Origin of the sequence: Corynebacterium sp. MSK150 (assembly GCF_030229215.1) — a bacterium.
Lineage (GTDB): Bacteria > Actinomycetota > Actinomycetes > Mycobacteriales > Mycobacteriaceae > Corynebacterium.
Genome location: NZ_JASPHM010000014.1, coordinates 12934 through 38748, shown reverse-complemented (window position 1 = coordinate 38748; position 25815 = coordinate 12934). Strand labels below are relative to the sequence as shown.

Annotated in this window: 26 protein-coding genes and 1 tRNA gene; 17 read left to right on the top strand and 10 right to left on the bottom strand. The window is 61.9% G+C overall.

Annotated features, from left to right (window positions below; genetic code table 11):
• Positions 1-32 precede the first annotated feature (32 nt).
• Positions 33-1445 (bottom strand): YkvI family membrane protein, encoded by a 1413-nt coding sequence (locus QP941_RS09385; protein WP_284868753.1) that lies wholly within the window; start codon positions 1443-1445, stop codon positions 33-35.
• A gap of 284 nt (positions 1446-1729) precedes the next feature.
• Positions 1730-2272 (bottom strand): RNA polymerase sigma factor, encoded by a 543-nt coding sequence (locus QP941_RS09380; protein ID WP_284766139.1) that lies wholly within the window; start codon positions 2270-2272, stop codon positions 1730-1732.
• Between the two features lie 106 nt (positions 2273-2378).
• On the opposite strand from QP941_RS09380, the gene QP941_RS09375 reads away from it, so the two are divergent.
• The gene (locus tag QP941_RS09375; RefSeq protein ID WP_284769175.1) at positions 2379-3929 is read left to right on the top strand and encodes a catalase; all 1551 of its coding nucleotides are present in this window, start codon (positions 2379-2381) and stop codon (positions 3927-3929) included.
• A gap of 91 nt (positions 3930-4020) precedes the next feature.
• On the opposite strand, the gene QP941_RS09370 is transcribed toward QP941_RS09375, so the two are convergent.
• A complete protein-coding gene (locus QP941_RS09370; protein WP_284769176.1) occupies positions 4021-4617 on the bottom strand; it encodes a hypothetical protein in 597 nt (198 codons plus the stop codon).
• Between the two features lie 86 nt (positions 4618-4703).
• Here QP941_RS09370 and QP941_RS09365 point away from each other — a divergent pair, with 86 nt between their 5' ends.
• Together QP941_RS09365 and QP941_RS09360 are read left to right on the top strand one after the other, a co-directional pair.
• Entirely contained in the window at positions 4704-6152 is a 1449-nt protein-coding gene (locus QP941_RS09365) for a hypothetical protein (protein WP_284868752.1), read from the top strand.
• 456 nt (positions 6153-6608) lie between these two features.
• Entirely contained in the window at positions 6609-7973 is a 1365-nt protein-coding gene (locus QP941_RS09360; RefSeq protein ID WP_284766135.1) for a CitMHS family transporter, read from the top strand.
• Positions 7974-8008: 35 nt separating this feature from the next.
• On the opposite strand, the gene QP941_RS09355 is transcribed toward QP941_RS09360, so the two are convergent.
• Positions 8009-8085, bottom strand: a tRNA-Pro gene (locus QP941_RS09355).
• A 78-nt stretch (positions 8086-8163) separates the two neighbouring features.
• The gene (locus QP941_RS09350; RefSeq protein ID WP_284868751.1) at positions 8164-9054 is read right to left on the bottom strand and encodes a metallophosphoesterase; all 891 of its coding nucleotides are present in this window, start codon (positions 9052-9054) and stop codon (positions 8164-8166) included.
• Positions 9055-9087: 33 nt separating this feature from the next.
• Here QP941_RS09350 and QP941_RS09345 point away from each other — a divergent pair, with 33 nt between their 5' ends.
• The gene (locus QP941_RS09345; protein ID WP_284868750.1) at positions 9088-9552 is read left to right on the top strand and encodes a GatB/YqeY domain-containing protein; all 465 of its coding nucleotides are present in this window, start codon (positions 9088-9090) and stop codon (positions 9550-9552) included.
• Positions 9553-9579: 27 nt separating this feature from the next.
• Here QP941_RS09345 and QP941_RS09340 read toward each other — a convergent pair whose 3' ends face one another.
• The gene (locus QP941_RS09340) at positions 9580-12087 is read right to left on the bottom strand and encodes a transglycosylase domain-containing protein (protein WP_284868749.1); all 2508 of its coding nucleotides are present in this window, start codon (positions 12085-12087) and stop codon (positions 9580-9582) included.
• Positions 12088-12231: 144 nt separating this feature from the next.
• Here QP941_RS09340 and QP941_RS09335 point away from each other — a divergent pair, with 144 nt between their 5' ends.
• The 4 genes from QP941_RS09335 to QP941_RS09320 are packed head-to-tail and all read left to right on the top strand — an operon-like array spanning position 12232 to position 14052.
• Entirely contained in the window at positions 12232-12555 is a 324-nt protein-coding gene (locus tag QP941_RS09335; RefSeq protein WP_005323132.1) for a WhiB family transcriptional regulator, read from the top strand.
• A 45-nt stretch (positions 12556-12600) separates the two neighbouring features.
• Positions 12601-12759, top strand: a complete 159-nt coding sequence (gene sp36 / locus QP941_RS09330; protein ID WP_005323131.1) for a Sp36 family protein — start codon at positions 12601-12603, stop codon at positions 12757-12759.
• Entirely contained in the window at positions 12760-13218 is a 459-nt protein-coding gene (locus QP941_RS09325; protein ID WP_198492395.1) for a RidA family protein, read from the top strand.
• Positions 13219-13236: 18 nt separating this feature from the next.
• The gene (locus QP941_RS09320) at positions 13237-14052 is read left to right on the top strand and encodes an MBL fold metallo-hydrolase (protein ID WP_284868748.1); all 816 of its coding nucleotides are present in this window, start codon (positions 13237-13239) and stop codon (positions 14050-14052) included.
• A 218-nt stretch (positions 14053-14270) separates the two neighbouring features.
• Here the strand turns inward: QP941_RS09320 and glxR are convergent, their stop codons facing one another.
• Positions 14271-14954, bottom strand: a complete 684-nt coding sequence (glxR, locus tag QP941_RS09315; RefSeq protein WP_005323128.1) for a CRP-like cAMP-activated global transcriptional regulator GlxR — start codon at positions 14952-14954, stop codon at positions 14271-14273.
• A gap of 340 nt (positions 14955-15294) precedes the next feature.
• Between glxR and nth the strand changes: the two genes are divergently transcribed.
• Genes nth through QP941_RS09295 form a run of 4 tightly spaced genes read left to right on the top strand, consistent with a single transcriptional unit; the run spans position 15295 to position 18476 of the window.
• On the top strand, positions 15295-15951 hold the full coding sequence (gene nth / locus QP941_RS09310; protein ID WP_284868747.1) for an endonuclease III: 657 nt from the start codon (positions 15295-15297) through the stop codon (positions 15949-15951).
• A gap of 9 nt (positions 15952-15960) precedes the next feature.
• Positions 15961-16524, top strand: a complete 564-nt coding sequence (locus tag QP941_RS09305) for a TlpA family protein disulfide reductase (RefSeq protein WP_284766131.1) — start codon at positions 15961-15963, stop codon at positions 16522-16524.
• Positions 16521-17222: an NUDIX hydrolase gene (locus QP941_RS09300; protein WP_284769182.1), complete on the top strand. Its 702-nt coding sequence runs from the start codon at positions 16521-16523 to the stop codon at positions 17220-17222. The genes QP941_RS09305 and QP941_RS09300 overlap by 4 nt, the downstream gene beginning before the upstream one ends.
• Positions 17223-17279: 57 nt before the next feature.
• The gene (locus QP941_RS09295) at positions 17280-18476 is read left to right on the top strand and encodes a MarP family serine protease (protein ID WP_284769183.1); all 1197 of its coding nucleotides are present in this window, start codon (positions 17280-17282) and stop codon (positions 18474-18476) included.
• On the opposite strand, the gene QP941_RS09290 is transcribed toward QP941_RS09295, so the two are convergent.
• Positions 18473-19387: an alpha/beta fold hydrolase gene (locus QP941_RS09290; RefSeq protein ID WP_284769184.1), complete on the bottom strand. Its 915-nt coding sequence runs from the start codon at positions 19385-19387 to the stop codon at positions 18473-18475. The genes QP941_RS09295 and QP941_RS09290 overlap by 4 nt on opposite strands.
• A 121-nt stretch (positions 19388-19508) precedes the next feature.
• A complete protein-coding gene (locus QP941_RS09285; protein WP_239278546.1) occupies positions 19509-20015 on the bottom strand; it encodes a phage holin family protein in 507 nt (168 codons plus the stop codon).
• A 105-nt stretch (positions 20016-20120) separates the two neighbouring features.
• On the opposite strand from QP941_RS09285, the gene QP941_RS09280 reads away from it, so the two are divergent.
• On the top strand, positions 20121-20837 hold the full coding sequence (locus QP941_RS09280) for an oxidoreductase (protein WP_284769185.1): 717 nt from the start codon (positions 20121-20123) through the stop codon (positions 20835-20837).
• Here QP941_RS09280 and QP941_RS09275 read toward each other — a convergent pair.
• Positions 20834-21715 (bottom strand): HAD family hydrolase, encoded by an 882-nt coding sequence (locus QP941_RS09275; protein WP_284769186.1) that lies wholly within the window; start codon positions 21713-21715, stop codon positions 20834-20836. The two genes, QP941_RS09280 and QP941_RS09275, sit on opposite strands and share 4 nt — an antisense overlap.
• 459 nt (positions 21716-22174) lie before the next feature.
• Between QP941_RS09275 and ssd the strand changes: the two genes are divergently transcribed.
• Genes ssd through QP941_RS09255 form a run of 4 tightly spaced genes read left to right on the top strand, consistent with a single transcriptional unit; the run spans position 22175 to position 25791 of the window.
• Complete coding sequence (ssd, locus tag QP941_RS09270) at positions 22175-23242, top strand: septum site-determining protein Ssd (protein WP_284868746.1); 1068 nt, start codon at positions 22175-22177, stop codon at positions 23240-23242.
• Positions 23239-24417 carry a TadA family conjugal transfer-associated ATPase gene (locus QP941_RS09265; protein WP_284868745.1) on the top strand — a complete coding sequence of 393 codons (1179 nt, stop codon included), beginning with the start codon at positions 23239-23241 and terminating at the stop codon, positions 24415-24417. The genes ssd and QP941_RS09265 overlap by 4 nt, the downstream gene beginning before the upstream one ends.
• Entirely contained in the window at positions 24410-25198 is a 789-nt protein-coding gene (locus QP941_RS09260; RefSeq protein ID WP_284868744.1) for a type II secretion protein F, read from the top strand. The genes QP941_RS09265 and QP941_RS09260 overlap by 8 nt, the downstream gene beginning before the upstream one ends.
• Complete coding sequence (locus QP941_RS09255) at positions 25195-25791, top strand: type II secretion system F family protein (RefSeq protein WP_284868743.1); 597 nt, start codon at positions 25195-25197, stop codon at positions 25789-25791. The genes QP941_RS09260 and QP941_RS09255 overlap by 4 nt, the downstream gene beginning before the upstream one ends.
• Positions 25792-25815: the final 24 nt, after the last annotated feature.

Below are 25815 nucleotides of genomic sequence, written 5' to 3'. Positions count from 1 at the left end.
GGCGCCGAGCTTTTGCGCTGCAGGCGGAGGAGTTAGTTCTCAGAGACCGGCTTAGCAGTTCCGGTGCCGGTGCCCTTGGCGCTACCCGCCGCGGAATCCTTCTTGCCAAAGTCGAGGTCGCTATCCACGGAAGGGACCTCCGGCTTGGTGTGCTGCACGTAGGTCACGGACGGCTCCGGATCTTCGCGGTCATACTCAATATCATCATCATTTTCGAGCTCGTCGTGGATCTCTTCTGCGATATTGGTGACGAACTCGGTGGTTTCCATATTGGATGCTGCAGCCAGCTTGCGCAGCTCGCGCTCGTTCTTCTTGGTAAAGCGCTTGCGCGGATCCAGACGACGGGACACCAGCTCGTGGGCGCGCATGCGGCGGTCGGACTCGTCCGCGAGCTTGCTACCGTTCTTGATGCGGTTGAAGACCATTACCACGATCATCAGCAGTCCGAGGTAGCCCAGGATCGGGTAGACGTTGCTGACCAAGGCCTGGAAGCCCACGAAGGACAAGATGAAGCCGATGATGCAGGCACCGGCATAAACCGGGTAGAAGCGCTTGGGGTTATTGCGGGTCAAGCGCTTGCCCAGCGCGTAGAACATGCCGATGGCGGTATTAAAGACCATGCCGTAAATGACAAAGGTCATCAGCACGCCCAAGACTGGGTGGATGCTGGTAATCAGGCTCAGTACCGGCATGTCCTGGCCGTTGACGGTCTCTGCCTCGAAGAAGAGGGCGAAGACCAACAGTGCCAACAGGATGAGATAGAGCAGGCCGCCAATGAGGCCACCGACGCCAACTGCACGGTTATCCAGGAAGTTACCGCCAATGACGATGGACATGGATACTGCCGTCATCACGTTCAGGCCGGTGTAGTTCAGTGCGGCTAGCCACCAATTAGGCAGCGAGGTATCAACATTATTGACCGCCCAGTCATTCATGGCAGAGAAATCAACGTCCGCATTCAAGATGGTGTAGCCGGTGGCAATCACCACGAAGATAATGATGAATGGGGTGATGGTACCGATGACCGCAGTTACTCGGTCGACATCCATCAGGCCGACGATCAGCACCAAAATCAGCATGGCGGTGGCGCCCACCCATACTGGGATGGACGGGAACTGCTGATTGATATTCGCACCGCCGCCGGCGAACATGACGAAGCCGATGGCGAACAGGGTCACCAGGGTGGACCAGTCCAAAATCTTGGCGGTAAACGGCGATGCGACCTTGTCGTAGACAGCGGTATGCTCCTCGGCTTGGAAGTACGAGCCGAGCTGCAGGATGGATACGCCGGTGATCATCATCAAACCAGCGGCCAGGGCGATGCCCCACAGGCCCCAGTTACCAAAGGCCACGAAGTACTGCATGGCCTCTTGGCCGGAGGCAAAGCCTGCGCCCACGACGACGCCGATAAACGCCATGGAAATTCCGATTGCGCGTTTTAACATGAAAGGGAGAAACTCTCTTACTCACACGCGCCGGGCCCGGCATTGGTATCGCGCGGGCCCGGATCGACGGTCGATTTATCACGTGTGTACACGTCTAATAAACCACACATCGGACAGATATTTCGGGCAAGAATCGCCCCAACTGTGGCCTCATTTACCCCGGCCGTGGCGCGTAAAGCGCAGCTAAGTGCCAAAATTTGGGGCCCGTGGGGCACAAGGTAACCAGAGCGTAACAATTTGGGAGTGAAATTAACTCCGCAAGCCCAGGGGACTATTTGGGGGTATTACCCTGTCCCCGCGATGAGATCCTTGCGGGCGCGCGCCACGCGGGAGCGGATGGTGCCCACGCGCACGCCAGCAATCTTGGCCGCCTCCTCATAGGTATAGCCCAGCACTTGGGTAAGGATGAGGGCTTCGCGGCGGTCGGCCGGGAGGGCGTCGATAAGCGTACGGGCATCGATCCAGTCGCTCCACGCCGCGGAGTCTTCCGGCGCCGCACCCATCGCGTCTTCGTACTCGGTGGCAGACTTTCGCGGCCGGGCCATATCGTGGCGAATATTATCCACCCACACGCGCCGGGCCAAGGAGAGCAGCCACGTGCGCGCGGAGGACCGCGCCGCAAACCGCGGCAAGGCGCTGATGACGCGCAGATAGGTCTCCTGGGTGAGATCGTCAGCCCCCTCGGGCCCGCCCAAGTGCGCCAGCAAACGCCACACATCATCCTGGGTGGCCTTGATAAACTCCGTCAGTGCCGCGCGGTCGCCGCGACCGGCCCGAAGGGCAAGGTCGGTGACGCGGGCGTCGTCTGCTGCGGAGTGGTGAGTCACCTGAATGAATCTACCAGCACCTCTTACTCTCTTTGGCGAGCCCTGACAACCGTGCAAAGTTTTGCCACACTGGAGGGAACTGACCGCGAATTGCCAGGAGGCAAGAATGAGTGAATTTACCGCTGATGACATCCTGAACAAGGGCCAGCGCGCCGCTGGCAAGGGAAATACCACCCGCCCCTCGGGCCAGCCGGTGCCGTCCGAAAACACCTCGGTGACCGCCGGCCAGCAGGGCCCGGTGGCGCTGAATGATATCCACCTCATTGAAAAGCTCGCGCACTTCAACCGCGAGCGCGTGCCGGAGCGCACGCCGCACGCTAAGGGTCACGGCGCCTTCGGCGAGCTGCACATCACGGAAGATGTCTCTGCCTATACCAAGGCCAAGGTCTTCCAGAAGGGCACCGTTACCCCGATGATGGGCCGCTTTTCCACCGTGGCCGGCGAGCAAGGCTCCCCGGATACCTGGCGCGATGTGCACGGCTTTGCCCTGCGTTTCTACACCGAAGAAGGCAATCTCGACATCGTGGGCAATAACACCCCGGTCTTCTTCATCCGCGATGGCATTAAGTTCCCAGACTTCATCCACTCCCAGAAGCGCCTGGGCACCAATGGCCTGCGCGATGCCGATATGCAGTGGGACTTCTGGACCCGCAACCCGGAATCTGCACACCAGGTCACCTATCTGATGGGTGACCGCGGCACCCCGAAGTCCACCCGCCACCAGAATGGCTACGGCTCCCATACCTTCCAGTGGGTCAATGAGAAAGGCGAGGCTTTCTGGGTCAAGTACCACTTCAAGTCCCGCCAGGGCGTGGAGAACTTCACCGATGAAGAGGCCACTACCACCGCCGGCCAGAACCCGGATTGCCACCGCGAGGATCTCTACAATGCCATCGAGGAAGGCAACTACCCGATCTGGGACGTGAAGGTGCAGATCATGCCGCTGGATGAGGCGGAGAATTACCGCTTCAACCCCTTCGACCTGACCAAGGTCTGGTCTAAGAAGGACTACCCGCTGCATGATGTGGGCTACTTCGTCCTCAACCGCAATCCACGTAACTTCTTTGCCCAGATTGAGCAGGTGGCGCTCGACCCGTCCAATATTGTGCCGGGCGTTGGCCTATCCCCAGACAAGATGCTGCAGGCTCGCGTCTTCGCTTACGCTGACCAGCAGCGCTACCGCATCGGACCGAACTATAAGCACCTGCCGGTCAACCAGCCGCAGAATGTGGACCAGGTCAATACTTATGAGCATGAGGGCCCGATGCAGTACCTCTTCAACGCTCCGGAGGATCCGGTTTATTCGCCCAACCGCTATGAGAAGGGCACGGGCGTGCTTGACGACGCCGCTGTAAACGACCGCTCCCAGCTCGAGACCACCACCGCGGCGGAGCTCTACATCAATCCGGAGTCTCACGGCAGCGACCTGGTGCGTGCACCGTACGTTCGCCACGCCGAGGACGATGACTTCGTGCAGGCGCGCGACCTGTACGAGAACGTCTATGACGATGCCGCCAAGGAGCGCCTGGTCACCAATATCACCAACGCGATGGCTGGTGTATCCGAGGAGACCGAGGAGCGCGTCTACGAATACTGGACCAACGTGCACCCAGCCCTTGGCCAGCGCGTTCGCGAGGTCTACGCCGAGAAGAAGTAATCTTTCCCCGGCAGCACCTGTGTGCTAACGACGCCGCCCCCGTACCGAGTTGCTTTACTGCACGGTATGGGGGCGGTTTCTTGCTGTGCGGCTAGTCGCAGCGGCGCATCTTTTCCGTAACAAAGGCGGGAGCGCCCTCAGCGGCCCACTTATCCACGTCGTAGCACGGGGCGGCCAGGCCGGAGGTTGTCGTGCCAATGGATTCAATGGCTACCCACTGGCCGCCCTCGTAGCGTGCCCAGGCAGTCCAATCCGTGCTGTCTTTGCCAAAGTGGGCCCACTGGCCATCGCAATTATTGACTCGGATGTTGGTCATGGTGGGAGCTGCGGGCTGTAGCGCTTCTGGGGAGCAATCGCCGCGGCCGGTGTCGGCGGGTACGGCGGCCGGGGCTGCACTCTCCTCGTTGGCGGATTCTGCGGTCTCCTCAGCGGGAGCTGCCGCCGCAGAAGTAGGCTCGGCCTCCACAGTCTCGGTGGCGGTGTCTTCGGCTTCCGAAGTTGCGGGCTCGCTCGTGGTTTCTTCGGACGAGGTCTCCGTGGCCGAGGAGCTTGCGGCGGTGGCGTCGGAGAACTCCGGTTCTGCGGACGTATCGGCATCGTTGGAGCAGGCAACAAGGCTGAAACACAGCGGCGCGATGGCCGCGGCGGCGAGGTAGCGGGAAGGGGCTAGGGAATAATTGTGGGACATGCCATATATCGTAGAGGAACTGCCATTGCGGGGGTGCTCGGCGCGCCTGCAACAGGGGAGTGACCTGCAAGGATAGGTTCAATACTATGACCTCACGCCTTGCCTCCCCAGACGCTGCGTCCCCCTCCCGGTGGCGCAGCGTCCTCTTGATCCTCCTGCTTGCCCTGCCGCTCATTATCGGGGCTGCGGTGGCGGGCCTTGCGCAGTGGGAACCCGCCCACACCTGGTCTAGCGCCGCGCAGCCGTTTGGAGCTCCGCGGGAAAATTCCGCCTCGCCAGAGGTGAAGGAAGCCGCCGAGGCGGCCAGCCGCGCGCAGGCACAGGCGAGCATGCTTAAATCGGGTGCCACGCAGCTTGATGACGGCACGGGTGAGCTGAATAAGGGGGCGGATGAGCTCGGAGGGGGCGTCGACAAGCTGGCGACGGGCTCCCAAGAATTGGTGGCCGGTCTCACTCAGCTGCAGTCCGGAACTAATACGCTCGGTGGCGGTGCAACGGAGTTGGCCAATGGTGTCGGCGGTGCCGTGGACCAGGTGGTGGGCCTCGGTGCTGTCCAGGGGCAGATTCTGCAGGCCATCGATGGCACGATGCGCGACCTGGAAGGAAATAAGTCCAAGGAAGCGAAGGAAATTCGCTCGCAGCTGGGCGATCTCCGTGCGCAGGTGAATAATTTCCGCCTGGATAATTCGGTGACCGATCAGCTCAAGAAGCTCAAGGACGGATCGCGCGATCTATCCAATCAGTTGGCGGTCAACGGCTATGCCTATCACGATGGCGTGAACCAGGCCGTATCCGGTGCGCAGGAGCTTAACGAGGGCATCGCGGAGCTGAACAAGCGCGTTGGTGAGGCGCAGGAGGGCGTGGACAAGCTTGATGACGGCGCCGGCAAGCTCTCCACCATGGCGGCCCAAAACCAGATCAATGTGGGTGAAATTCAGCGTGCCCTGCCGCCAGCGCATACCGCGACCGACGGCCCGGCACATCTGCTCAGCCCTATCGTGGCGATGCTGGTCTCCGCCCTGGTCTTGCTCGCAGGCGCCGCGGCCGGTGTGGCATGGCAGATGGGATTCCGCCCATGGTTGACAGTCCTCGGCGGCACGCTGGCCGCGGTCGCCATCGGGGAAATCCTCCTCTTTGTGCTTGCCACCGGATTTACCCCTGTGGCGGCGGTGTGGGCCGGCGCGGCGCTCCTTCTGGGCGCGCTGTCCATGGCGGCCATCACCCGCGGCCTACTCGGGCTATGCGGCATTACTGCCGGCAGCATCCTCGCGGCGCTGTTTGGCATCGGCCAGACCGCGCTGGTGGGATGGCTGTGGAAATCCGCGGCAATTGCCGGTGTTTCTAAGATTTGGCAGATTGTTTCTAATCTTTTGCCGCTGAATTGGACTACCGCGGCCGTCACAACGGCGGGCAACGAAGGCGAGCCGGCCATCCTGTGGACCGGCGTTGCGGTATTGCTCGCCATCACTCTCATTGGGCTGAGTGCAAAGTGGTGGGCTCCATCCACAGGAAAAACCAAACCTACGGTTCATTAAGTCTGAAAAAACACACCTAAGAATAGAAAATATTGGTGGAAGCTGGGAACTTTGATTCGCGCTACCGTTTGCATTGCGCGAGTGCTACAGTTGGTCTTGCTCACAAAGCCTACTTAGGGGGTAGGCGAACGGTTTCTCCAATCCGTTGTGAGTGATAGGGAATAGGGACGACGCGGCGCTGTAGGGGCACCGCGTCGTTTCCCATATGTGGGGGTCTAGCTGCAATTTTTGCGGAAAAATCCGTGTAATTCCCAGAATGCTTTTGCTGCAGTGGGACTTTTTCAGGCATTGCGAACTGCTTCGTGGTGGCGATTATCTATAGGTAATTCAATTTAAATCGGTGTGGACTTTGGGGGTGGTAGTGGCGTTGTCGATAGCCGGGGGTTTAATCTGAGTCACACTCGCTTGTATTCGTAGCGTAGGACATGGTGAGTTGTCGACTTTTGAAGGAGCACTATGCAGACCCCGCTCGGGCTCACGGCCATGGGCCTCATCATCATTTTCGTGACGGTGGGAATTTTGATCCGCGGCCGAGTAAATCCCATTATCCCCATGACGCTGGTACCCGTGGTTGGCGCCTTAATATGTGGATTTGGTCTAGGTGAAATATCTGACTTTTTCAGCGAGGGCTTAAATTCCGTCATCAACGTCGTGGTGATGTTTATCTTCGCCATTATCTTCTTCGGCATTTTGCAAGACGTCGGCCTGTTTACCCCAGTCATTCGCGCGCTCATCAAGGCCACCCGGGGAAGGATCATGGCCGTAACGCTGGGCACTGCGGCGATTGGTGTGGTGGCGCACCTTGATGGATCGGGTTCTACTACCTTCCTCATCACCATCCCGGCCCTGTTACCGCTCTACCGTGCGCTGAACATGTCGCGCTACGTGCTCATTACCATTGTGGCGATGGCCGCCTCGGTCATGAACATGGTTCCTTGGGGCGGCCCGCTGGGCCGCGCCGGTGCTGTGGTCGATCAGGAGCCCAATGCCATCTGGGTGCAACTCCTGCCTATTCAAGGCGTGGCGATTGTGCTGGTATTCCTCTTGGCTGCGCTTCTGGGGTGGTGGGAACAGCGCCGCGTTGCGGGGCTGCGTGAAAGCGGCGAATGTGCAGGCGGTACTGCAGTGGACGTTAACGCATTGGCCGATGAATTCGCTGCTGCACAGGTGCGTGAACAACATAAATTGGGCTACCACATCCGCACAGGGCGCTGGGTAACCGTGGTCAATATCATCGTTGCACTTGCAGTCCTAGTGGCCTTGCTCTCGGGCGTAGTCCCGCCCGCCCCAGCCTTTCTCATTGCCACGACCATCACTCTGGCTATTAACTTCAGCGGTCCCATGGAGCAGGGCGAGGCCCTGCGACGGCACGCGCCCAATGCCTTGGCCATGGCAGGCGTTATCCTTGCAGCCGCGATGTTCTTGGGTGTCCTCAATGAAACCAAAATGCTTGAGGAAATCGCACTGACGCTAGTAAACGTTCTACCAGAGGGCGTCGCACCGCACCTCCATGTGATCGTGGGCTTCTTCGGTGTGCCGCTTGATTTGTTGACCTCGACGGATGCTTATTACTTCTCAGTGCTTCCTATTGTTCAAGGAACTGTTGAAAGCTTTGGGGTCAGCGGCATGGGTGCGGCCTGCGCGCTCATTATCGGCAACGTGGTGGGCACCTTTGTCTCGCCCTTCTCTCCTGCATTGTGGCTGGCGCTGGGACTTGCGGAAGGTCAGATGGGTAAATACCTCAAGCTGGCTTTCCCAATTGCGTGGATTTTCTCCGCCATCTTGGTTGCCGTGGCGCTATTTACGGGAATGCTGGCGTAATAACGAAAAAGGCCCGCAGCAAAGCTGCGGGCTATTGGTCGGGATAACAGGATTTGAACCTGCGACCTCTTCGTCCCGAACGAAGCGCGCTACCAACCTGCGCCATATCCCGGCGTTCCGCCTTGAAAAGCGGTACCTGGATACTTTAACGCAAGCTGAGCGCAATCAACAAAACGGCAGGTGGCTGGGTTTAGTCCACCTCGGTGATTTTCAGCAGAGTGGCGGAAGGGCGGCAGAAAAGGCGCACCGGGGCGAATTTGGAGGTGCCCAGGCCATTGGAGACATGCATCTTCATCGGGCCGAAGTCGTGGAGCCCCTGCACGCGGTCGCGGTCGATGCCGCAATTGGTTACCAGTGCGCGGGAGCCGGGCAGGCAAATTTGGCCGCCGTGGGTGTGGCCAGACAGCGAGAGTTGGTAGCCGTCGTCCGCGAACTTCTCCAGCACGCGGGGCTCGGGGGCATGGAGGAGCGCCAGGGACAAGTCGGCGTCCTCGTTGGGCGGGCCGGCGATTTCGGAGTAGTCATCCAGATCGTGGTGCGGATCGTCCACGCCGGCGGCGGCAAGGCGGACATTGCCTACCTTGAATTCATGCCGAGCCTGGTTGGCATCGCGCCAGCCGTGCTCCAAGAAGGCGGCGCGCATACCGCGCCACGGCAAGTCCACATAGGAGGGCTCGCGCTTTTTGCCCAGCAGGTACTTGAAGGGATTAACCGGCTGCGGCGCCCAGTAGTCATTGGTGCCAAAAACAAAGAGTCCGGGGCGGGCCAGCAACGGGCCGAGAGCGCGCAACGTATCGGGAACGGCCCGCTGATCGGAGAGATTATCGCCAGTGTTGACCACGAGGTCCGGCTCTAGGGCGTCGAGGGCAGAAACCCAGGCAATCTTGGTCTCCTGGCCGGGGATCATATGCAGATCGGACAGATGCAGCAGCCGAAATTCCGGCTTACCGCGCAGCGTGCCCTTGGGCAGGAGGGGGAGCGTATATTCCTTGAGCTCGAATTTGGTCAGTTCGCTATAGCCCCATGCCGCGGCGCCCAGGCCGGCAGCGGTGAGGCCGCCAAGAATACGTAAAAGTTTCACGGCTACCACACTACCTGGCGTACATTGATAGGCATGAGCGAGCTAAAGCAAACCATCCGTGCAGATCTGAAAACCGCAATGAAGGCGAAGGAGAAGCAGCGCACCAGCGCCATCCGCGCCTTGCTGGCCGCCATCCAGGCCGAGGAGACCAATGGTTCCCGGCATGAGCTGGAGGACGCCGATATCCTCAAGGTGATTGCGCGCGAAATCAAAAAGCGCCGCGAGTCCGCCGAGGTTTATGAGGACAACGGCCGTCCGGAGCTGGCGGAAGCCGAGCTTGCCGACGTCCCCTTCTTCGAGGCCTACCAACCCCGCCAGCTGGACGAGTCCGAGCTGCAGGCTTTGGTGAAGGAATCTATCGCGGAGGTTGAGGCCGAAAACGGCGAAGCACCCACCATGAAGCAGATGGGTGCAGTAATGAAGGCGGCCAATGCCAAGGCCGCCGGCCAGGCGGATGGCAAGCGCCTGTCCGCTGAGGTCAAGTCCCAGCTGAGCTAAAACGGGCGAGACCGCAACGGGCGAGGCTTAGCGGCCAAGCAGGCTGCGGACATCGTTGGCAAAGCTATCGATGTCCTCTTGGCGGATGCCAAAGTCTTCCGGCGAGAACCCGCCGCCGGTACCGCCACCGCCGTTGCCCCTTCCGCCGCCTGTGCCGCCAGTCGAGCGGCCCGGGCTCGTAGCACCGTCGGCATTACCGCCGCCGGTGCTATTTTGTGCGCCGGTGGAGTTGGCGTCGGCCACGCCGGAGGAGGGGGATTGGGAGGCCCCGGCGCCGTCGGAAAGCTGCAGCGTAATCTCCGCGCCCTTCTTCTTGCCGTCCTTGCCGGTAATCGCGCGAACCACGCGGCCATAAGGAACATTGCCGCCGATGACCCGGGAGGTCTTGACTACGTAGCCCTTGGACTCCAAGGTCTGGCGGGCCTCGGCCTCGGACTTGCCGCGCAGGCTATCAAGGGTCTTATCGGCCGTGGTGCCGTTGTCGTACTTCTTGTTGTAGTTCGGCAGTCCGGCCTTGGTCGCTATCGGCAGCTGCGTAGCCATGCTGAAGAAGGTCTGCGCCGGTTCCAAGCCGCCGTAGAGGTTGCCCCAACCCGCGCACTGGCGCACCGGCCCGGTACATAGCGGGACGGTGGAGGTACCATCGTTATAGATATACGGCGCGGCGGAAATACCCTCGTTGAATCCCAAAAATGCGGAGGATTGGTTGGACTCGGTGGTACCGGTCTTGGCCGCGATTGGGCTGGAATAACCGGCCGCTTGGGCGGCATCCTTGGCGGTGCCCTGCTTGGCGTCCTCGGACAGGGCATTGCTCATCGCGCGGGCTACGTCCTTATCAACGGCCTGCTCACACGGGGTTTCCTTGAGATAGACCTCGTTGCCTTCCTTATCCGTGACCTGGGAGATGGGGTTAGGCTCACACCACCTGCCATCCGCGGCCAGCGTGGCGCCGACATTGGAAAGCTCCAGCGGGTTGACCTGGTCGGGGCCCAAGGTGAAGGAGCCGGAGTTGGCGTCCTTGGTGTGCTGAGCAATCGAGGTGTCTTTATCAAAGCTGCCCTTGTCATCGTAGGAGCGCAGGCCCAAACGCACGGCCATATCGACGATGGGTGCCACGCCTACCTGCTCCGTGAGCTTGATAAACGGCGTATTGGGGGAGTGCGCCAGCGCTTCCTGTAGCGTCATCGTGGCCTTATAGGCACCAGCGTTTTCCACGCAGTAGCGGTCAGCTGGGCAGCCGGCGGCACCGCCGTGGCCTAGGCCTTCCGCCTCGTAGCGGGTGGGCACATCCACGGTGTTTTTGATGCCATAGCCCGCTTCGAGCGCGGCCGCGGCGGTAAAGACCTTAAAGACGGAACCTGCACCGTTGCCCACCAAGGAGTAGGGCTGCGGCAGGATGGTCTCATTTTTATCCAGGTCCAGGCCGTAATCGCGCGAGGAGACCATGGCCAGCACCTTGCGGTCCGACCTGCCTGGCTTGATGACGTTCATGACTTCAGCCACGCCCTGGGCATCCGGATTGGTATGGCTTTGGACGGACTCGAGGGCCTTATCCTGCACCGTTGGGTCCAGCGTGGTTTTGATGGTGTAGCCGCCGCGCGCTAGCTGCTCCTCGCTAATGCCCTTCTTATCCAGGTATTTCAGTACATAATCACAGAAGAAACCGCGGTCGCCGGCGCCGATGCAGCCATTGGCTAGCGTTTTGGGCTTCTTGCCGACGCCCAGCTTCTCCCCCTTATACTTATCCGCTTCCTGTTGCTTGATATGGCCGTTATCCGCCATGGATTGCAGGACTAGGTTGCGTCGGTCGGTTACTTCCTCGGCGTTGGTATAGGGATTGAGGCGCTCAGAGGATTGGACCATGCCGGCCAGCATTGCTGCCTGCGGCACCGTGAGCTCGGAAGCATGCGTGCCAAAGTAGGTGCGGGCCGCCGCCTCGACGCCATAGGCGTGGTTACCAAAAGACACCAGGTTGAGATAGTTGGTGAGGATGTCCTCCTTATCCAATTCCGCATCCATCTTGGTGGCCATACGCATCTCGCGCAGCTTGCGGGCCACGGATTGCTCGGTGGCCGCGGCGCGCTCTTCATCGGTGGTGGCAGAGACCAGCAAGAGGTAGTTCTTGACGTACTGCTGATCGATGGTGGAAGCGCCCTGGGAGACGCCGCCTGACGTCAGGTTTGTCCATAGCGCGCGGAAATTTCCCTGGAAGTCCACGCCTTCGTGATCATAAAAGCGCTCGTCCTCAATGGAGACGATGGCGTTTTTCATGGCCTTAGAGATCTTCTTGCTCTCCACCGGGTGGCGGCGTTGGCTGAAGACATAAGCCATGTCCTTGCCCTTGGCGTCTTTGATCGTGGTGACGCCTGGGATATTGCCGGCAGTCAGATCTTGCAGGTCAGATTGCATGGTTTCGTTAGTGCGGGCAATCGCTACACCGGAAATGCCCGCGAAGGGGGCAAGAGCCAGGGCGATGAGCGCACCTACCAAGACCGTAGACAGGGCTATCTTGGCCAAAGATTTGATGACAGTCACGCCCCATACACTACGTGGTTGCCCTTGGTAGGTGGAAGATCACTCGCACCCCCTAAAGTGTGACGTGTTAGACAATCTTCTACCTGGATGAATAGACTCAGATGCGTTACATAGTATTCCGTCTGGGAAGGAGCACACTCACCCATGACCGTTCGTGTGAAGACTGCTGGAATGTCTAATACAGCCCGAAATCCCGAGCGTGGTGAGTGGGTCACCCAGGCCAAATGCCGCAAGGGCGACCCGGATGCCCTATTTGTTCGCGGTGCGGAACAGCGCAAGGCGGCCGTCATTTGCCGCCACTGCCCGGTGTTGACCGAATGCCGCGCCGACGCCCTGGATAATCGCGTCGAGTTCGGTGTGTGGGGCGGGCTGACCGAGCGCCAGCGCCGAGCTCTGCTGCGCAAGAACCCCCACATCACGGACTGGGCCCACTACTTGGCCCAAGGCGGCGAGCTCGTCGGCATTTAAGAATTTAGACGGCATAGTGCGTATTTAATAGTTAGAATGGACCCCATGACTAAATGGGAATACGCAACCGCACCTGTCCTTACCCACGCCACCAAGCAGATACTCGATTCTTGGGGTGAAGATGGCTGGGAACTGGTCACCGTCACCCCGGGTCCTAACCCGGAAAACGTCGTGGCCTACTTCAAGCGCGAGGTGGCAGAGTAAATGGGCTTTCACGCTCGCTTGCGGGAGCTGGGGTATGAGCTGCCGGGCGTCGCCAAGCCGCTAGCTTCCTATGTGCCGGCCGTGCGCGTGGGTGATCAGGTCTGGACCTCTGGCCAGCTTCCCCTCGTGGAAGGCGCCCTGCCGCTCACCGGCAAGGTTGGCGCCGAAGTCACCACGGAACAAGCCCAGGAACAGGCTCGTATCGCGGCGCTGAATGCTCTTGCCGCTATCGATGCCGAAGTTGGCCTGGACAATGTCTCCCGCGTGGTAAAAATCGTGGGGTTTGTGGCCTCCGATCCGGCCTATGCAGACCAACCGGTAGTTATCAATGGTGCCTCCGATTTCATCGGTGAGGTCTTTGGGGATGCTGGAAAGCATGCTCGCTCCGCAGTGGGCGTAGCTGCGTTGCCTAAAAACGCCCCGGTAGAGATCGAACTAATCGTAGAAATTGCTGCTTGATCGGATAGGCTAGTAACTATGGAGCACCCCGCATATAGTCAATTGCGTCCCGTCAGCCAGTCCGTTGGCGTAGTCCTTTGTGATAACCCCAGCTACACCGCCCTTGAGGGGACGAATACGTGGATTATTCGCGCCGCTGAAGACTCTCGGGCGATCGTCGTGGATCCGGGTCCCGAGGATGAAGGCCATCTCAACGTTGTGCACCGCAACGCAGGTGAGGTGGCTTTGATTTTGATTACCCACCGCCATGATGACCACGCTTCGGGCGCACAACGCTTGCGGCAGATGACCGGCGCCCCCATCCGCGCCTTCGATCCGAGCTACTGCAATGGTGCCGAGGCCCTCCAGGACGGCGAGCACATCTCCCTCGATGGCATCACCCCAAGTCTCGAGGTCGTGCACACCCCAGGGCATACCGCGGATTCCACCTGCTTCTTTGCGTGGAGCGGCGAGGTAGGAAATTCCCGCCTCGAAGGCATTATCTCCGGTGACACCATCGCCGGCCGCCACACCGTTCTCCTTTCGGAGACGGACGGTAACTTGGCCGATTACCTGCAGACCCTCGACACCTTGGAAGAGCGCGGGAAGGATATTGCGCTGTTCCCGGGACACGGACCAGACTTGGATGACACCTCTCAGGTGGCCCGCAAGTACATTGATCGCCGCCACTACCGCCTTGACCAGATTAAGGAGATCCGCTCTCGCCTTGGCGAAGATGTAGATCTGAATACCCTGGTCAACGAGATGTATGACGATGTGGACCCGGTGCTGCGCCACGCTGCGGAGCAGTCCACGCGCACCGCGCTGAAGTACTTGGACGGCGAGGCTAAATAAGCCTATCTTCATTCGCCCCTCTTCCTCATCGGTGGGAAGAGGGGCTTAATTGTGCTGTCGGCTGAGGTAGGAGGTCCGCAGGGTCGACGTGTGGCCGCGGTATGGTCCGCAGGCAGTGCGGTGTGGAGCGTACCGCGGCCACAAGTGTGGTGCGGAACTGGTTAAGGGGGCAAAACCAGCGAAACCCCGCCGAGGCGGGGTCGTGAGCCGGCGCGGTCTTAGCGAGCGCGGCGGGCGAGGTGCTCGGTATCGACGATGAGCACGGACTTGCCCTCGAGGCGGATCCAACCGCGGTGCGCGAAGGTGGCCAGCGCCTTGTTGACGGTCTCACGGGAAGCGCCCACCAGCTGGGCAATCTCTTCCTGGGTGAGGTCGTGGTTCACGCGCAGGGCGCTGCCTTCCTGGACGCCGAAGCGGTTAGCCAGCTGCAGCAAGGTCTTTGCCACGCGGCCCGGAACGTCGGTGAAGATGAGGTCAGCCAGGTTAGCGTTGGTGCGGCGCAGGCGGCGAGCCAGCACGCGCAGCAGCTGCTGGGCGATTTCGGGGTGGTCGCCTACCCACTTCTTGAGCAGCTCGGAGTTCATGGTGGCTGCCTGAACCTCGGTCACGCACACTGCGGAAGAGGTGCGCGGGCCCGGATCGAAGATGGACAGCTCGCCAAACATATCGGATGGGCCCATGACGGTCAGGAGGTTTTCGCGGCCATCCGGGGCGTGGCGGGCGAGCTTAATCTTGCCCGAGGTGATGATGTACAAGCGATCACCAGGCTCGCCTTCGTCGAAGATGGTGGTTCCGCGCGGGTAGCGCACGGTCTCCATCTGCTCGATTAGGTGCTGCACTGCAACGGGATCAACGCCTTGGAAGATTCCGGCGCGGGAGAGGATGTCCTGTACGCCTTCCACGTTTTACTCCTTGGATGTCGACTAAGAAAGTCCATAGATGAGCCTGTGCCACATCTGGGTGCGGTCTTTCGTGCACTCGACAATGCGGAACAAGCGGGGTCACTGTGTAACGGATTTCATCTTACAGTGTAATTGGTCACTTTTGGTACTTCAGTGAAATTTTGTCACACTATAGAAACTCTACTCGTGCTAGGGCACGGTTCAGGCCAGCAGTTTTCCGGCCTAGTCAGCAAAAACGACTGCCTCAAGCTTTTCCATCAGGAGGGCGAAAAGGGCGATGGCAAGTGGCACCAGAATCACGAGTGAAATCATGGTTTCCTAGTCTACTAAGCTAAACCCCATGAATTCAGCACTGTCAGCGGCCAGCGCGCCGGAGCTGCGCGCACCGGAGATAAATCGGCGTTTGGCGCAGGAGTACCCGGATGCACGGTGTGCCTTGGATTATGACTCCCCGCTGCAGCTGCTCGTTGCCACCGTTCTTTCCGCGCAATGTACGGATGAACGCGTGAATTCGGTGACCCCTGAACTCTTTGCTCGCTACCCCGAGGCGGCGGATTATGCTTCCGCGCAGCGCTCGGACTTGGAGAGCATCCTGCGGCCGCTTGGCTTTCAGCGTGCCAAGGCGGGGCACCTTTTGGGCATTGGGGAGAAGCTGGTGGCAGATTTTCAAGGCGAGGTCCCGCGCACGGTCAAGGAACTGACCAGCTTGCCCGGGGTCGGGCGCAAGACCGCGCTGGTGGTGCTCGGAAATGCCTTCGGGATCCCCGGGCTGACCGTGGATACGCATTTCGGCCGCCTCATGCAGCGGCTCGGGCTGACGGGGGAGACGACGCCGGTCAAGATTGAGCGGGACATCGCAAAGCTCGTGCCGGAAGAAGAGTGGACGATGTTTTCACACCGCGTCATCTTCCACGGGCGCCAGGTCTGCCATGCGCGCACGCCGGAGTGCGATGCATGCGTTCTGCGGGATATGTGTCCAGCCGCTCGTGGGCGCTAGGCTAACGGTATGAAGAACTACGTCCTTGGCACGGTAATTGCCGCGATCCTGATTGCCGTCATTGCGGTAGCTGGGGTCTCGCAGTTGCGGGGTGGGGACGGATCTGAGGAGGCGTCGCCAAGCGAGGCTTCCCCACAAGAAGTCCCGCAGCGTCCAGACTGCCCGGCCGGCACTGTGGCTGGGGTAGAGCTGGAGTGTTTAGGCGGTGCGGACGCCGGAAAGCCCGCCGATGAGGGCGTAGCCGTGGTCAATGTGTGGGCGTGGTGGTGCGAGCCGTGCCGCGCGGAGCTTCCCTATCTGCAGGATGTGGCGGAAGCGCACCCAGACTGGCAGGTTGTGGGCGTGCATGCGGATAAGAATGCGGGAAATGGTGCAGCTTTCTTGAATGACTTGGGCGTGGAGCTGCCGAGCTTCCAGGATTCGGATAATAAGTTTGCCGGTGAACTGGGCCTGCCGGGCGTGGTGCCGGTGACGGTGGTGCTCAAGGACGGTGAGGTGCGCAAGCAATTTGCGCAGCCGTTTAGCTCCGCAGCGGAGATTGAAAAGGCCGTGGAGGAGGCGATTGCGGCATGAGTCAACTCCTTCCCGAGCGCACACCAGATTGGCTCAAGCCGGCGCTGGGGGTAGACCCCAGCCAGGTGCAAGAGCTCATTGGCAACCGCCAGGCTTCGTCCCTCAACGGCACCAATGTGCAGGTGCCGGTCAAGCGGGAAGCGGCCGTGCTCATGCTGCTGAGCGGTGAGAGCGCGGAGGAGGCCAGCATTTTGCTCACGCATCGCTCGCCGTCCATGCGCTCGCACTCGGGCCAGATAGCCTTTCCCGGCGGCCGCCGGGATCCCGCCGATACCTCCCTGGTGGATACCGCGCTGCGGGAAGCCTGGGAGGAAACGGATCTGCAGCGCAACTCCGTGACCCCGCTGGAGCAGTGGGAGCAGCTGCATATCCGCGCCACCGGCAATCCGGTGAGCCCCATTTTGGCGCATTGGGCCCAGCCGGGGGAGGTCTATCCCGCCAGCCCCGATGAAACCGATGACGTGTTTCTCGTGCCTATCCGGGAGTTGATCGATCCGCGCAACCGCTTCATGGTGGGCTTTAGAAAGTGGCAAGGACCAGCATTTCACGCCAATGGTTACGTCATTTGGGGCTTTACCGCCGGCGTGCTTTCGGCACTATTGCAGCACGCTGGGTGGAGCATTCCATGGGATAACAATTCAGTCATGGACCTGCGTGACTCCCTCACAAACTCCCGCAATAATGAGAAGATGTCCTAACCGCTTGTGCCGCGGTACGTATTCGTTTTAACTCCCAGATAGAAAGAACCCATAGCCATGACTCCTGCGCTCATCGTTGACGGCTTGATTGTGGTCGCCGTCCTCATAGCGCTCCTGAGTGGGTGGCGCAATGGCGCCCTCGCGGCGGTATTGGCCTCCATTGGTGTGGGTGCTGGGGTAGTGCTAGGCATTGCCGTGGCCCCGGCCGCCCTGCGCTTGGTGGAGCAGCCCTCGCTGCGCTTGCTGCTATTGGTGGGAATCCTGGTGCTTTTTGTGGGCGTCGGGCAGCTTATCGGATCCTCGTTAGGTGGCAGCGTGCGCGATCGCATGAAGGCGCGCAAGACGCAGCGCCTCGATTCCGCCGTGGGTGCGGTTTTTCAAGCCTTTGCCGCCTTGGTGGTTATTTGGCTCATTTCTATCCCCGTGGCCACCAATTTAGGCGGTGCGGCCGGTCAGGGCCTCCGCGATTCCCGCATCTTGGGCAACCTCAACTCGGCCGCGCCGGCGCAGGTAGCGTCGCTGCCCAATGGGGTGGCGGCGATGCTCAACGAGTCCGGCCTGCCGCCGCTAGTCTCGCCGTGGCAAAACTCGATTAGCACCGAGGAAGTAGAAGAGCCGGACCCAGACGTGCAGGATCCGGAGATGGTGCGGCGCATGCGGCCGTCTGTCATTCACGTGCTTGGCGACGCCGAAGAGTGCTCCCGCCGCCTCATGGGTTCCGGCTTCGTGGCGGCCGATGACTACGTGATCACCAATGCTCACGTAGTGGCCGGCACGCAGACCGTGCGCTTGGATACCAAGGTGGGACTCAAGGACGCGACCGTGGTCTACTACAACCCGGATGTGGATGTGGCCGTGCTGCACTCGCGCGACCTGGGCATCGATCCGCTGCCATGGGCCCAGGCCCCGGCCCAGACGGGCGATGATGCCATGGTCATGGGCTTCCCGCACTCTGGGCCTTTCGACGCCGAGATGGCGCGCGTGCGCGATCGCATCACCATTTCCGGCCCGGATATCTACTCGCATGGTCGCGTGGAACGAGATTCCTACACCGTGCGCGGCAAGATCCAACAAGGAAATTCCGGCGGGCCGCTGGTCAACACGGCCGGCGAGGTCCTCGGCGTGGTCTTCGGCGCCTCGGTGGATGATTCCGAGACGGGCTATGCCCTAACCGCCGATGAGGTCAACGCCCAGATCGGAGACATCACGCAGCTTACCCACCCGGTTGATACCGGGGAGTGCGTGGCGCACTAGTTATGTTCTTGTAGCCAGGCCGCCAGCATGGAAACGAAATCCGCCGGTGCTTCCAGGTGCGGAAGGTTCTTCGCGCCGGGGACGGTCGTGGCGGTGAATCCGCGGCGGGCGCGCGAGGCGGCGCGGCGGACCACGGGGTTCCATAGACGCTGCTGGGCGTGGATAAAGAGCACGGGGCGCTCTACTGCCAGTTCTACCCAGGTCAAGGGGACCACGGCGGTGCGCATGCGGTGGTTCCACAAGATTCCACGGCGGACGCTGCCGATGCGGGAGGCGCGCAGGCGGAGATCGAGGATGCGGTCTAGGGTGGCGTCGGCAAGCGAAGGCCCCGTATCCAGCTCCAGCTCCTTGCGGTAGGCGCGCGGGCTAAGCAGCAGGTTTTGGGCGCGGGTAACGCGCGGCAGGCGGCACAGCAACGAGCGCAGGTTAATCCACCCAAAGTCCCACGGCCGGGCGGCAATCGCGCGGCGCAGATCCACCGGGTGGGCGGAGGATATGGAGGCTAGGCCGCGCACCCGCTCAGGGCGTTCTGCCGCCAAGCACCATGCCACGGCGCCACCCGTATCGGCGCCCACCACAAAGGCGTCGTCATGGCCCAAGGCCTGAATGAGCCCGCTAATATCGCCCACTAAAGTGCGGATATCCTGCCCCGCATCAATGGGCGGCTTATCGGACATACCAAAGCCCCGCATATCCACGGCCGCGACGTGGAAGCCGCGTTGTGCAATCGGCGCTATGACGTCCTGGTAATCGAACCATCCGCCGAAGGCGCCGTGGATGAGCACCACGAGTGGCTGCGTGCTATCGCCCGCCGTGGCGACGTGCAGGCGAATGCCGCGGGTGTGGACGAACTCATGCGCATAAGGTCCATCCAGCTCCACCGTTGAGGGGGGCAGGGGTGCGAAGGCCATGGTGCCGCCTTTCTATAGTTGGGGCAGAAACGGTAGAGAAGAGGGGGCGGAAGTACACAAAATCCGCCCCAGGCTAGCTAGGGCGGATAGAGGGGTGCACGTACGCGTGGCGCCTGCCGGTTTAGGTGTAGAGGCCGTTGGTGTTCTTACGGTCCAGGGACTTCTGCGCCTTGCCCGGAACCAAGTTCTTGAGTTCCTTGGTGGAGTCAATGGTCTTCTGCGGGGCCTTGACCTGCTTGACGTTCTTCAGGCCAACGAAGGCTAGGATGCCGGCGAGGACGATCATGATCAAGAAAACGATCAGGAACGCTGCCCAGCGGTCCAGCCAGACGGCGAGAAGCTCGGCCAGGAAGAAGAAAAAGAAGAAGGAGCTATACAGCGCGATGGTGCCTGCGCCGCCGAAGAGGCCTGCACCGATGCCGCCCTTCTTAGCGGACTCTGCCAGCTCGGTCTTGGCTAGCTCCACCTCGGAGCGCACGAGCTGGGACATCTGCTCGGTGGCGTTGGAGACCAGCTGGCCTACCGAGGTCTCGGACGAGGATGTATCCACGTCACTCAAAGGGATCGAGTTCACCTTCGGTGCAAATTGATCAGTACCGTCGGTAAAAAGTCCATCGTTGCTCACGATTAATTCTCCTCGCGTTTATCTAAACCTTGTAATGTCCCCAACAATAATGGAATCACTATTATCCCATGGTGCCACGCATACTTAGGGACTTCCACGGCTATCCTAATGGATATGTCAGAAAATGACGCGTTATCCCCGCTGTTTCGCCTGCCGGGGGTAAAAGAAAGTGCAGAAAAGGCCGCCGCTGCCATTGCTCGTGCACACCGCCGACCTGCAGGATTGCGCAAGTTTGAGGTTATCTCTGCGGAGTCCCTCATGCGCGGCGCCCGTGCCAGCGTGGCGCTGGACGGCCACGCCATCCCCCCACATCCGGGACCGGAAGATATGGAAGAAGGGCCGCTGGCCAGCGCTATCAGCGCCTATTCCGTGGCCGCCCCGGAACTCTTAGATGCTACGGTGCGCTCCTTTGCCCGGGCACCGCTGCAGGTGCTGGCGCGCATCGACGTCGCGGCCGGCGGTACCGGCATTCCGGCCGGTGAGAGTGCGCGCTTGCAAGGGTTGGGACGGCTCATCGCGCAGGGTGGCGGTCCCGCCTTCGATCTCTTGCTGCCGAGTGTGGTCCATGCCGAGATTGCCGCCGGCGAGTTCTTTGGCCCTCGCAGTGGCCTCGTCGCCCGCGTGGCCTCCCGCCTCGCCGCGGTGCATACGGGCTTTGACCCGCGCGGTTTTGCCGTGCCCGAGGTCTACTACACCCGCCACCGCGCCGAGTATGCCGCCGCGGTGGACAATTATCGCACCGCGCTTGCCGACGCCCTCTTAACCCACCTCGCCGCCTGGACCGCCGGTGGCAAAGAAGCCGACGCGATTGCTCGCGCGGCCTAAGAGGCGCGCCGTGGGCCCCGCTTGGGCGGGCCAGGGCGGCCCGGATGCTGCGTTAGCCACAGGCCAGCACCGATAACTGCCGCGGTACCCGCCAGAACGGAGGCGCCGATTCCAATTTCCTTGGCGGTCGGTGCAGGAAGGAGCGGCACCGGGTCCTTAAAGGAGCGGATATTCCAATCGTGGGCGAGGGCGTGGCGCTTTAGCTGCTTGTCTGGGTTGACGGCGACGGGGTGGCCTACCTTTTCTAGCATCGGGATATCCGTAGCGGAATCCGAGTAGGCGTAGCTGGCATTAAGGTCGAGGTTTTCTGCCGCTGCGGTCTGCTCCAGTGCCTCTGCTTTAGTGGGGCCCTTGCAATAAAAGAGCACCTCCCCGGTAAAACGGCCGTTTTCCTCTGCCAATTCGGTGGCAATGACGTGTTCGACGCCGAGTTCTTCTGCGATGATGTCCACCAGCACGGCCGCGGAGGCAGAGACGATAACCACGTGGTGGCCAGCGGCGCGGTGGGTGCGGATAAGTTCGCGGGCCTCAGCATAAATGGAGGGCGTGACCACGTGATGCATGGTGTCGCGGGCGATGGCGCGCACCTCGTCCACGGACCACCCAGTGACCATTGCGGTGAGTTGGTCGCGGGTGGAATCCATGCCTTCGCTGGTCAAACCGGAGAACATATAGCTGGCCTTAGCAAGTGATAGCTGCAGTGCTTCGGCCGGCGAGATGAGCCCGTTGTGAAGGAACTCGCGGCCAAACGCATAGGCCGAGGAGGTGGCGATGATGGTCTTATCGAGATCGAAAAACGCCGCGGTGCGTGCGGGGTCGCCGCCGGCTCGGGTGGTGGCTGCGCGGCGGGGATGACGGGGCTCGCGGGAAGTAGTCATGATGTGCTGCCGAGTGTAGCCGTCCTTAGTACTTGCTGGTGCAGAAGTGGTTGACGTTAACGGTGATTTGTATGTCACAAATGTGGGATTGGGAACCCGCGTGGGGGTGGCGTTGAGTGAACATGTATTCGGTGCAGGTCAGCGCCGTGACCGTGGAAATCTGCTGTTAGCTGTTGTGATTGGGTGGCGAACATGTCATAATAATGCGTGCAAGGCCCCGATATACCGTGCGGCCTGCCCCGGCTCACCCCCCGAGGCCGGGTTACTGACGGCCCGCGCGCACACCCCCCCGATGCGCGGGCCGTCACCTATATCTACCGCCGTGCGGCGCCGGTTATCCACAGATTTTTGGTTGAAACGACAACCAAACTAGGTCCACATGGTGACTTCTGGCGGGTTATCCACAGCACTGCTGCCGGAGCCTCGTTGCGGTTGCGCGAATGCTTCAAGCTATGAGGCATGAACGCACTACACCCTGATTCCGCCGTCATCGTCGTCGCCATTGGTGACGAAGCGCTGCGCGCCGAGGCCGTTCACGCCGCGGCTGCTACCAGCCACGATGTGCTGACCGTAACCGATCCCCGCGATATTCCGCGCAGCTTGCCCGGCGCCTATGCGGTGCTGGTTGATTCCCTCATGGCCCGCGTGGTGGCAGCAGCGCGGCGCACCGACACCGCGCCTGCGCCGGTGCTTTTCCTGGCCGCGGACCCCGGACCGATTGATTACGAGGCGGCGCTCGCCTGCCATGCAGAGAGCGCCTTTATCATCCCTGCCCAGGTTAAGGAGTTGCTGGCGAGCATTGCCGCTGCGGGCGCGCCACAGGAAGCGCGGCCAGGCAGTGCGACCATCGCCGTGGTGGGCGCGAGCGGCGGGGTGGGCGCTTCGACCTTCGCGGCCGCGTTGGCCCGCACCCAATGCGCAGCCGACGGTCGCGCCCTGCTTATCGACGCCCACCCATACTCCGGCGGCCTCGACCTCCTGCTCGGTGTAGAAGCGGAACCGGGGGCGCGCTGGCCGGAGCTTACCGTGGGCGATGGCAGCATCGATGCCGCAGATCTCTACCGCGCGCTGCCATCCACGCCTGATGGGGTAGCGGTGCTCTCGGCCGCGCGCAGCACCGTCGCGGATCCCTTCCGCTTGGACAAGGACCTGCTTGCCCGGGTAGTAGGGGCGGCCCATGCGGGCGAAGGGATATGCGTGGTGGATTGCACCCCGGAGACCATCCCGGATGCTTGTACCCACGTGGTCATCATGGTGGCCGCTGAGGTGCGCTCGGCCGCGTCGGCCGCGCAACTTCTGGTGCGCTTCGATGCTGCGCGGCGCAGGTGCGTGGTGGTGCTGCGGCAACGCCAGTGGGCGTCGTTAAGCGCGGCGGAAGTAGAACGCATCGTCCACAGCACGGTGCTGGCAGAATTGCCGACGCTCCGGGGCCTCACCCGCGCGGTAGAAATCGGCGGCCTGCCGCAGCGCCTCCCCGCACCCTTGCGCAAGGCCGCCCGCGCGGTCCTCGAGGAGGTTGGTGCATGAGCGAGCATAAAGCAACACAAGAAACGCTGGAAAAGATGCAGCGCATCATTGCCGCCGAGCCCGACGTGGTGCATGATGCGGCAGCCCTGGCCCGGCGCATTCGCGCAGAAGCCGGCGTGATTAGTGACGTCGCAGTGCTTGACCTGCTGCGCCGCCTGCGCCAAGACGCCACCGGGATGGGCCCGCTCGATGCGGTGCTGGGGCGCGAGGGCGTCACAGACGTCGTAGTCAACGGGCCACACGCGGTATTCATGGACCGCGGCGAAGGCCTTGAGCGCACCGATATCACCTTCCGCGATGATGCCGAGGTCCGCCAGCTGGCCAGCCGGCTTGCGGCAGCTTCAGGCACGCGCCTCGATGATGCGCAGCCCTTTGCCGATGGCCGCGTTACTCGCCCCGATGGTGTCGTGCTGCGCGTCCACGCCTTGCTAAGCCCGCCCGCAGTGGCCGGGACTTGCCTGAGCCTGCGCGTACTGCGCCAAGCGCAGACCACCCTGCCCCAGCTTGTAGACAATGGCACGCTGCCTGAAGACATCGCGGCACTGCTGCGCGCCGTGGTGGACAAGCGGATTTCCTTCCTCGTCATCGGCGGCACCGGTTCCGGCAAAACCACCCTGCTTTCCGCGCTTTTGGGAACCGTCTCCGAGCGCGAACGCATCCTCGTTATCGAGGACACCGCCGAGCTCTCCCCACACCACCCGCACTGCGTCAGCGTGGTCTCGCGCCGGGCTAACGCGGAGGGAAGCGGCGAGGTCACGATGTCACAACTGCTGCGCCAAGCGCTGCGCATGCGGCCGGACCGCATCGTGGTGGGCGAGATCCGCGGCCGTGAGGTGGTGGATCTCCTTGCTGCGCTCAACACCGGCCACGACGGCGGCGCCGGCACGCTGCACGCCAATTCCCTCTTTGAAGTACCAGCCCGCATGGAGGCTCTCGCCGCCCTCGGTGGCTTGGACCGTGCGGCGCTGCACTCGCAATTGGCTGCGGCTGTGCACATGGTGCTGACCATGGAGCGCACCCCACAGGGCCGCCGCCTCGCCCATATCGGCGTGCTCGAGGGAAACCCAGTGACCCCGCGCATCATCTGGAGTGCCGAAGCTGGTCCGGCAGACGGCTTCGCGGAATTCTCCGCGCAGCTGCTGGGGGAGCATGTCGGGGAGGCCAGCCATGCTTAGCTACCTCATCCTTGCCGCTGCGCTGCTTATACCCGCGCCCTCGAGTGCCGGCCGCTTGGCCTCAGCCACGCGCCGGGCACAGACCAGCTCCGTGGTGATCTTAGGCGCAGTCTTTTGCGGCAGCCTGGTCTTCTACTCGGTGGGCCGCATCAGTATCGCCATCGCCGCCGCCATTATCGCGTGGTGCGTGTCCTGGTACGTCAAAGACCTGGTGGCCGCGCGGGCGGAGCGGCGCGGCCGCGAGGGGCTGGCCGCCTACCTAGGCGTGGTTACCGCGGACCTGCGCGCAGGGGCGACCCTGGCTGGCGCGCTTGCCCGCGGCGTGGATTCCCTTCCAGCCACCACCCCGCGCGAGGTATCCGCAGCACTAGAATCTACGGCCGCCCTCGCCGCGCGCGGTGCGCCGCCGCACATGGCGCTGATAGATGCGCGGGGCGGCAAGGCTCTGCCGGAACTTAACCGCCTAGGCCACCTATTAGAGCTGTCCACCTACCACGGCATTGCGGTGGCCAGCTTGCTCGACCAAGCGCAAAGCCGCCTCGACGCTTCCCGACGCCACCAGCAATCCACCTCCGCCAGCCTGCAAGGACCCCAAGCCACCGCCACGGTGCTCGCGTGCCTGCCCATAGCTGGCATCGCCATGGGAGGGGCCATGGGCGCCAACTCGCTCGGCTTCCTTTTAGGCGGCGGATTGGGTGGCATTCTCCTCGTGGTGGGCGTGGCGCTGGCCTGCGGCGGATTCGCCTGGTCGCGCGTCATCATCCGGAAGGCAGCCGCATGACCCCGCTCATCTTTATCGCCCTCGCCGCCCTCGTTGGCCTGCCGCCGCACACCGCCCGCTTGGCACCTGCCAGCGCAACCGAGACGACCGCCAAGACCCCGCGCGATGGCCCGACCGCGCGCGGGGGACTGATAAGCAAGCTCAAGCCCGCAGCACCGCTGGATCCGCTGGCAGTAGCTGGCGACGTCGAACTTTTCGCAGCGTGCTTGGCCGCAGGGCTATCCGTGCACGGTGCCACCACCGCGGTGGCCCGCACCGCGGATGCCCAGACCAAGCAGCTGTGGGAGACCGTCGCCGCGCTGCTCGGCGTGGGCGTTCCCGCGCACTCCGCGTGGGGCCACATGAAGGGCCATGCGGGGCTGGCGGACTTAGCGCAGCTTGTCATCATGTCGGGCCAATCCGGCGCCACCATCGCGGCCGGATGCCACCGAATCTGTACTTCATTGCGCGCGGAAGCATCCGCCCACGCCACGGCGCAGGCGGAGCGCGCAGGAGTATTTATTGCCCTCCCGCTGGCGGTGTGCTTCCTGCCAGCATTCATCGTTCTAGGCCTTGCGCCCGTAGTCATCAGTTTGGGCGCACAACTTCTCTAAACCTCACATGAAAGGACACTAATC

Bases quoted from the DNA above. Each gene is read 5' to 3' on its own strand.
- QP941_RS09385 (WP_284868753.1), bottom strand. From the start codon at position 1,445: ATGTTAAAACGCGCAATCGGAATTTCCATGGCGTTTATCGGCGTCGTC.
- QP941_RS09375 (WP_284769175.1), top strand. From the start codon at position 2,379: ATGAGTGAATTTACCGCTGATGACATCCTGAACAAGGGCCAGCGCGCC.
- QP941_RS09370 (WP_284769176.1), bottom strand. From the start codon at position 4,617: ATGTCCCACAATTATTCCCTAGCCCCTTCCCGCTACCTCGCCGCCGCG.
- QP941_RS09365 (WP_284868752.1), top strand. From the start codon at position 4,704: ATGACCTCACGCCTTGCCTCCCCAGACGCTGCGTCCCCCTCCCGGTGG.
- QP941_RS09360 (WP_284766135.1), top strand. From the start codon at position 6,609: ATGCAGACCCCGCTCGGGCTCACGGCCATGGGCCTCATCATCATTTTC.
- QP941_RS09345 (WP_284868750.1), top strand. From the start codon at position 9,088: ATGAGCGAGCTAAAGCAAACCATCCGTGCAGATCTGAAAACCGCAATG.
- QP941_RS09335 (WP_005323132.1), top strand. From the start codon at position 12,232: ATGACCGTTCGTGTGAAGACTGCTGGAATGTCTAATACAGCCCGAAAT.
- sp36 (WP_005323131.1), top strand. From the start codon at position 12,601: ATGACTAAATGGGAATACGCAACCGCACCTGTCCTTACCCACGCCACC.
- QP941_RS09325 (WP_198492395.1), top strand. From the start codon at position 12,760: ATGGGCTTTCACGCTCGCTTGCGGGAGCTGGGGTATGAGCTGCCGGGC.
- QP941_RS09320 (WP_284868748.1), top strand. From the start codon at position 13,237: ATGGAGCACCCCGCATATAGTCAATTGCGTCCCGTCAGCCAGTCCGTT.
- nth (WP_284868747.1), top strand. From the start codon at position 15,295: ATGAATTCAGCACTGTCAGCGGCCAGCGCGCCGGAGCTGCGCGCACCG.
- QP941_RS09305 (WP_284766131.1), top strand. From the start codon at position 15,961: ATGAAGAACTACGTCCTTGGCACGGTAATTGCCGCGATCCTGATTGCC.
- QP941_RS09300 (WP_284769182.1), top strand. From the start codon at position 16,521: ATGAGTCAACTCCTTCCCGAGCGCACACCAGATTGGCTCAAGCCGGCG.
- QP941_RS09295 (WP_284769183.1), top strand. From the start codon at position 17,280: ATGACTCCTGCGCTCATCGTTGACGGCTTGATTGTGGTCGCCGTCCTC.
- QP941_RS09290 (WP_284769184.1), bottom strand. From the start codon at position 19,387: ATGGCCTTCGCACCCCTGCCCCCCTCAACGGTGGAGCTGGATGGACCT.
- QP941_RS09280 (WP_284769185.1), top strand. From the start codon at position 20,121: ATGGATATGTCAGAAAATGACGCGTTATCCCCGCTGTTTCGCCTGCCG.
- QP941_RS09275 (WP_284769186.1), bottom strand. From the start codon at position 21,715: ATGACTACTTCCCGCGAGCCCCGTCATCCCCGCCGCGCAGCCACCACC.
- ssd (WP_284868746.1), top strand. From the start codon at position 22,175: ATGAACGCACTACACCCTGATTCCGCCGTCATCGTCGTCGCCATTGGT.
- QP941_RS09265 (WP_284868745.1), top strand. From the start codon at position 23,239: ATGAGCGAGCATAAAGCAACACAAGAAACGCTGGAAAAGATGCAGCGC.
- QP941_RS09260 (WP_284868744.1), top strand. From the start codon at position 24,410: ATGCTTAGCTACCTCATCCTTGCCGCTGCGCTGCTTATACCCGCGCCC.
- QP941_RS09255 (WP_284868743.1), top strand. From the start codon at position 25,195: ATGACCCCGCTCATCTTTATCGCCCTCGCCGCCCTCGTTGGCCTGCCG.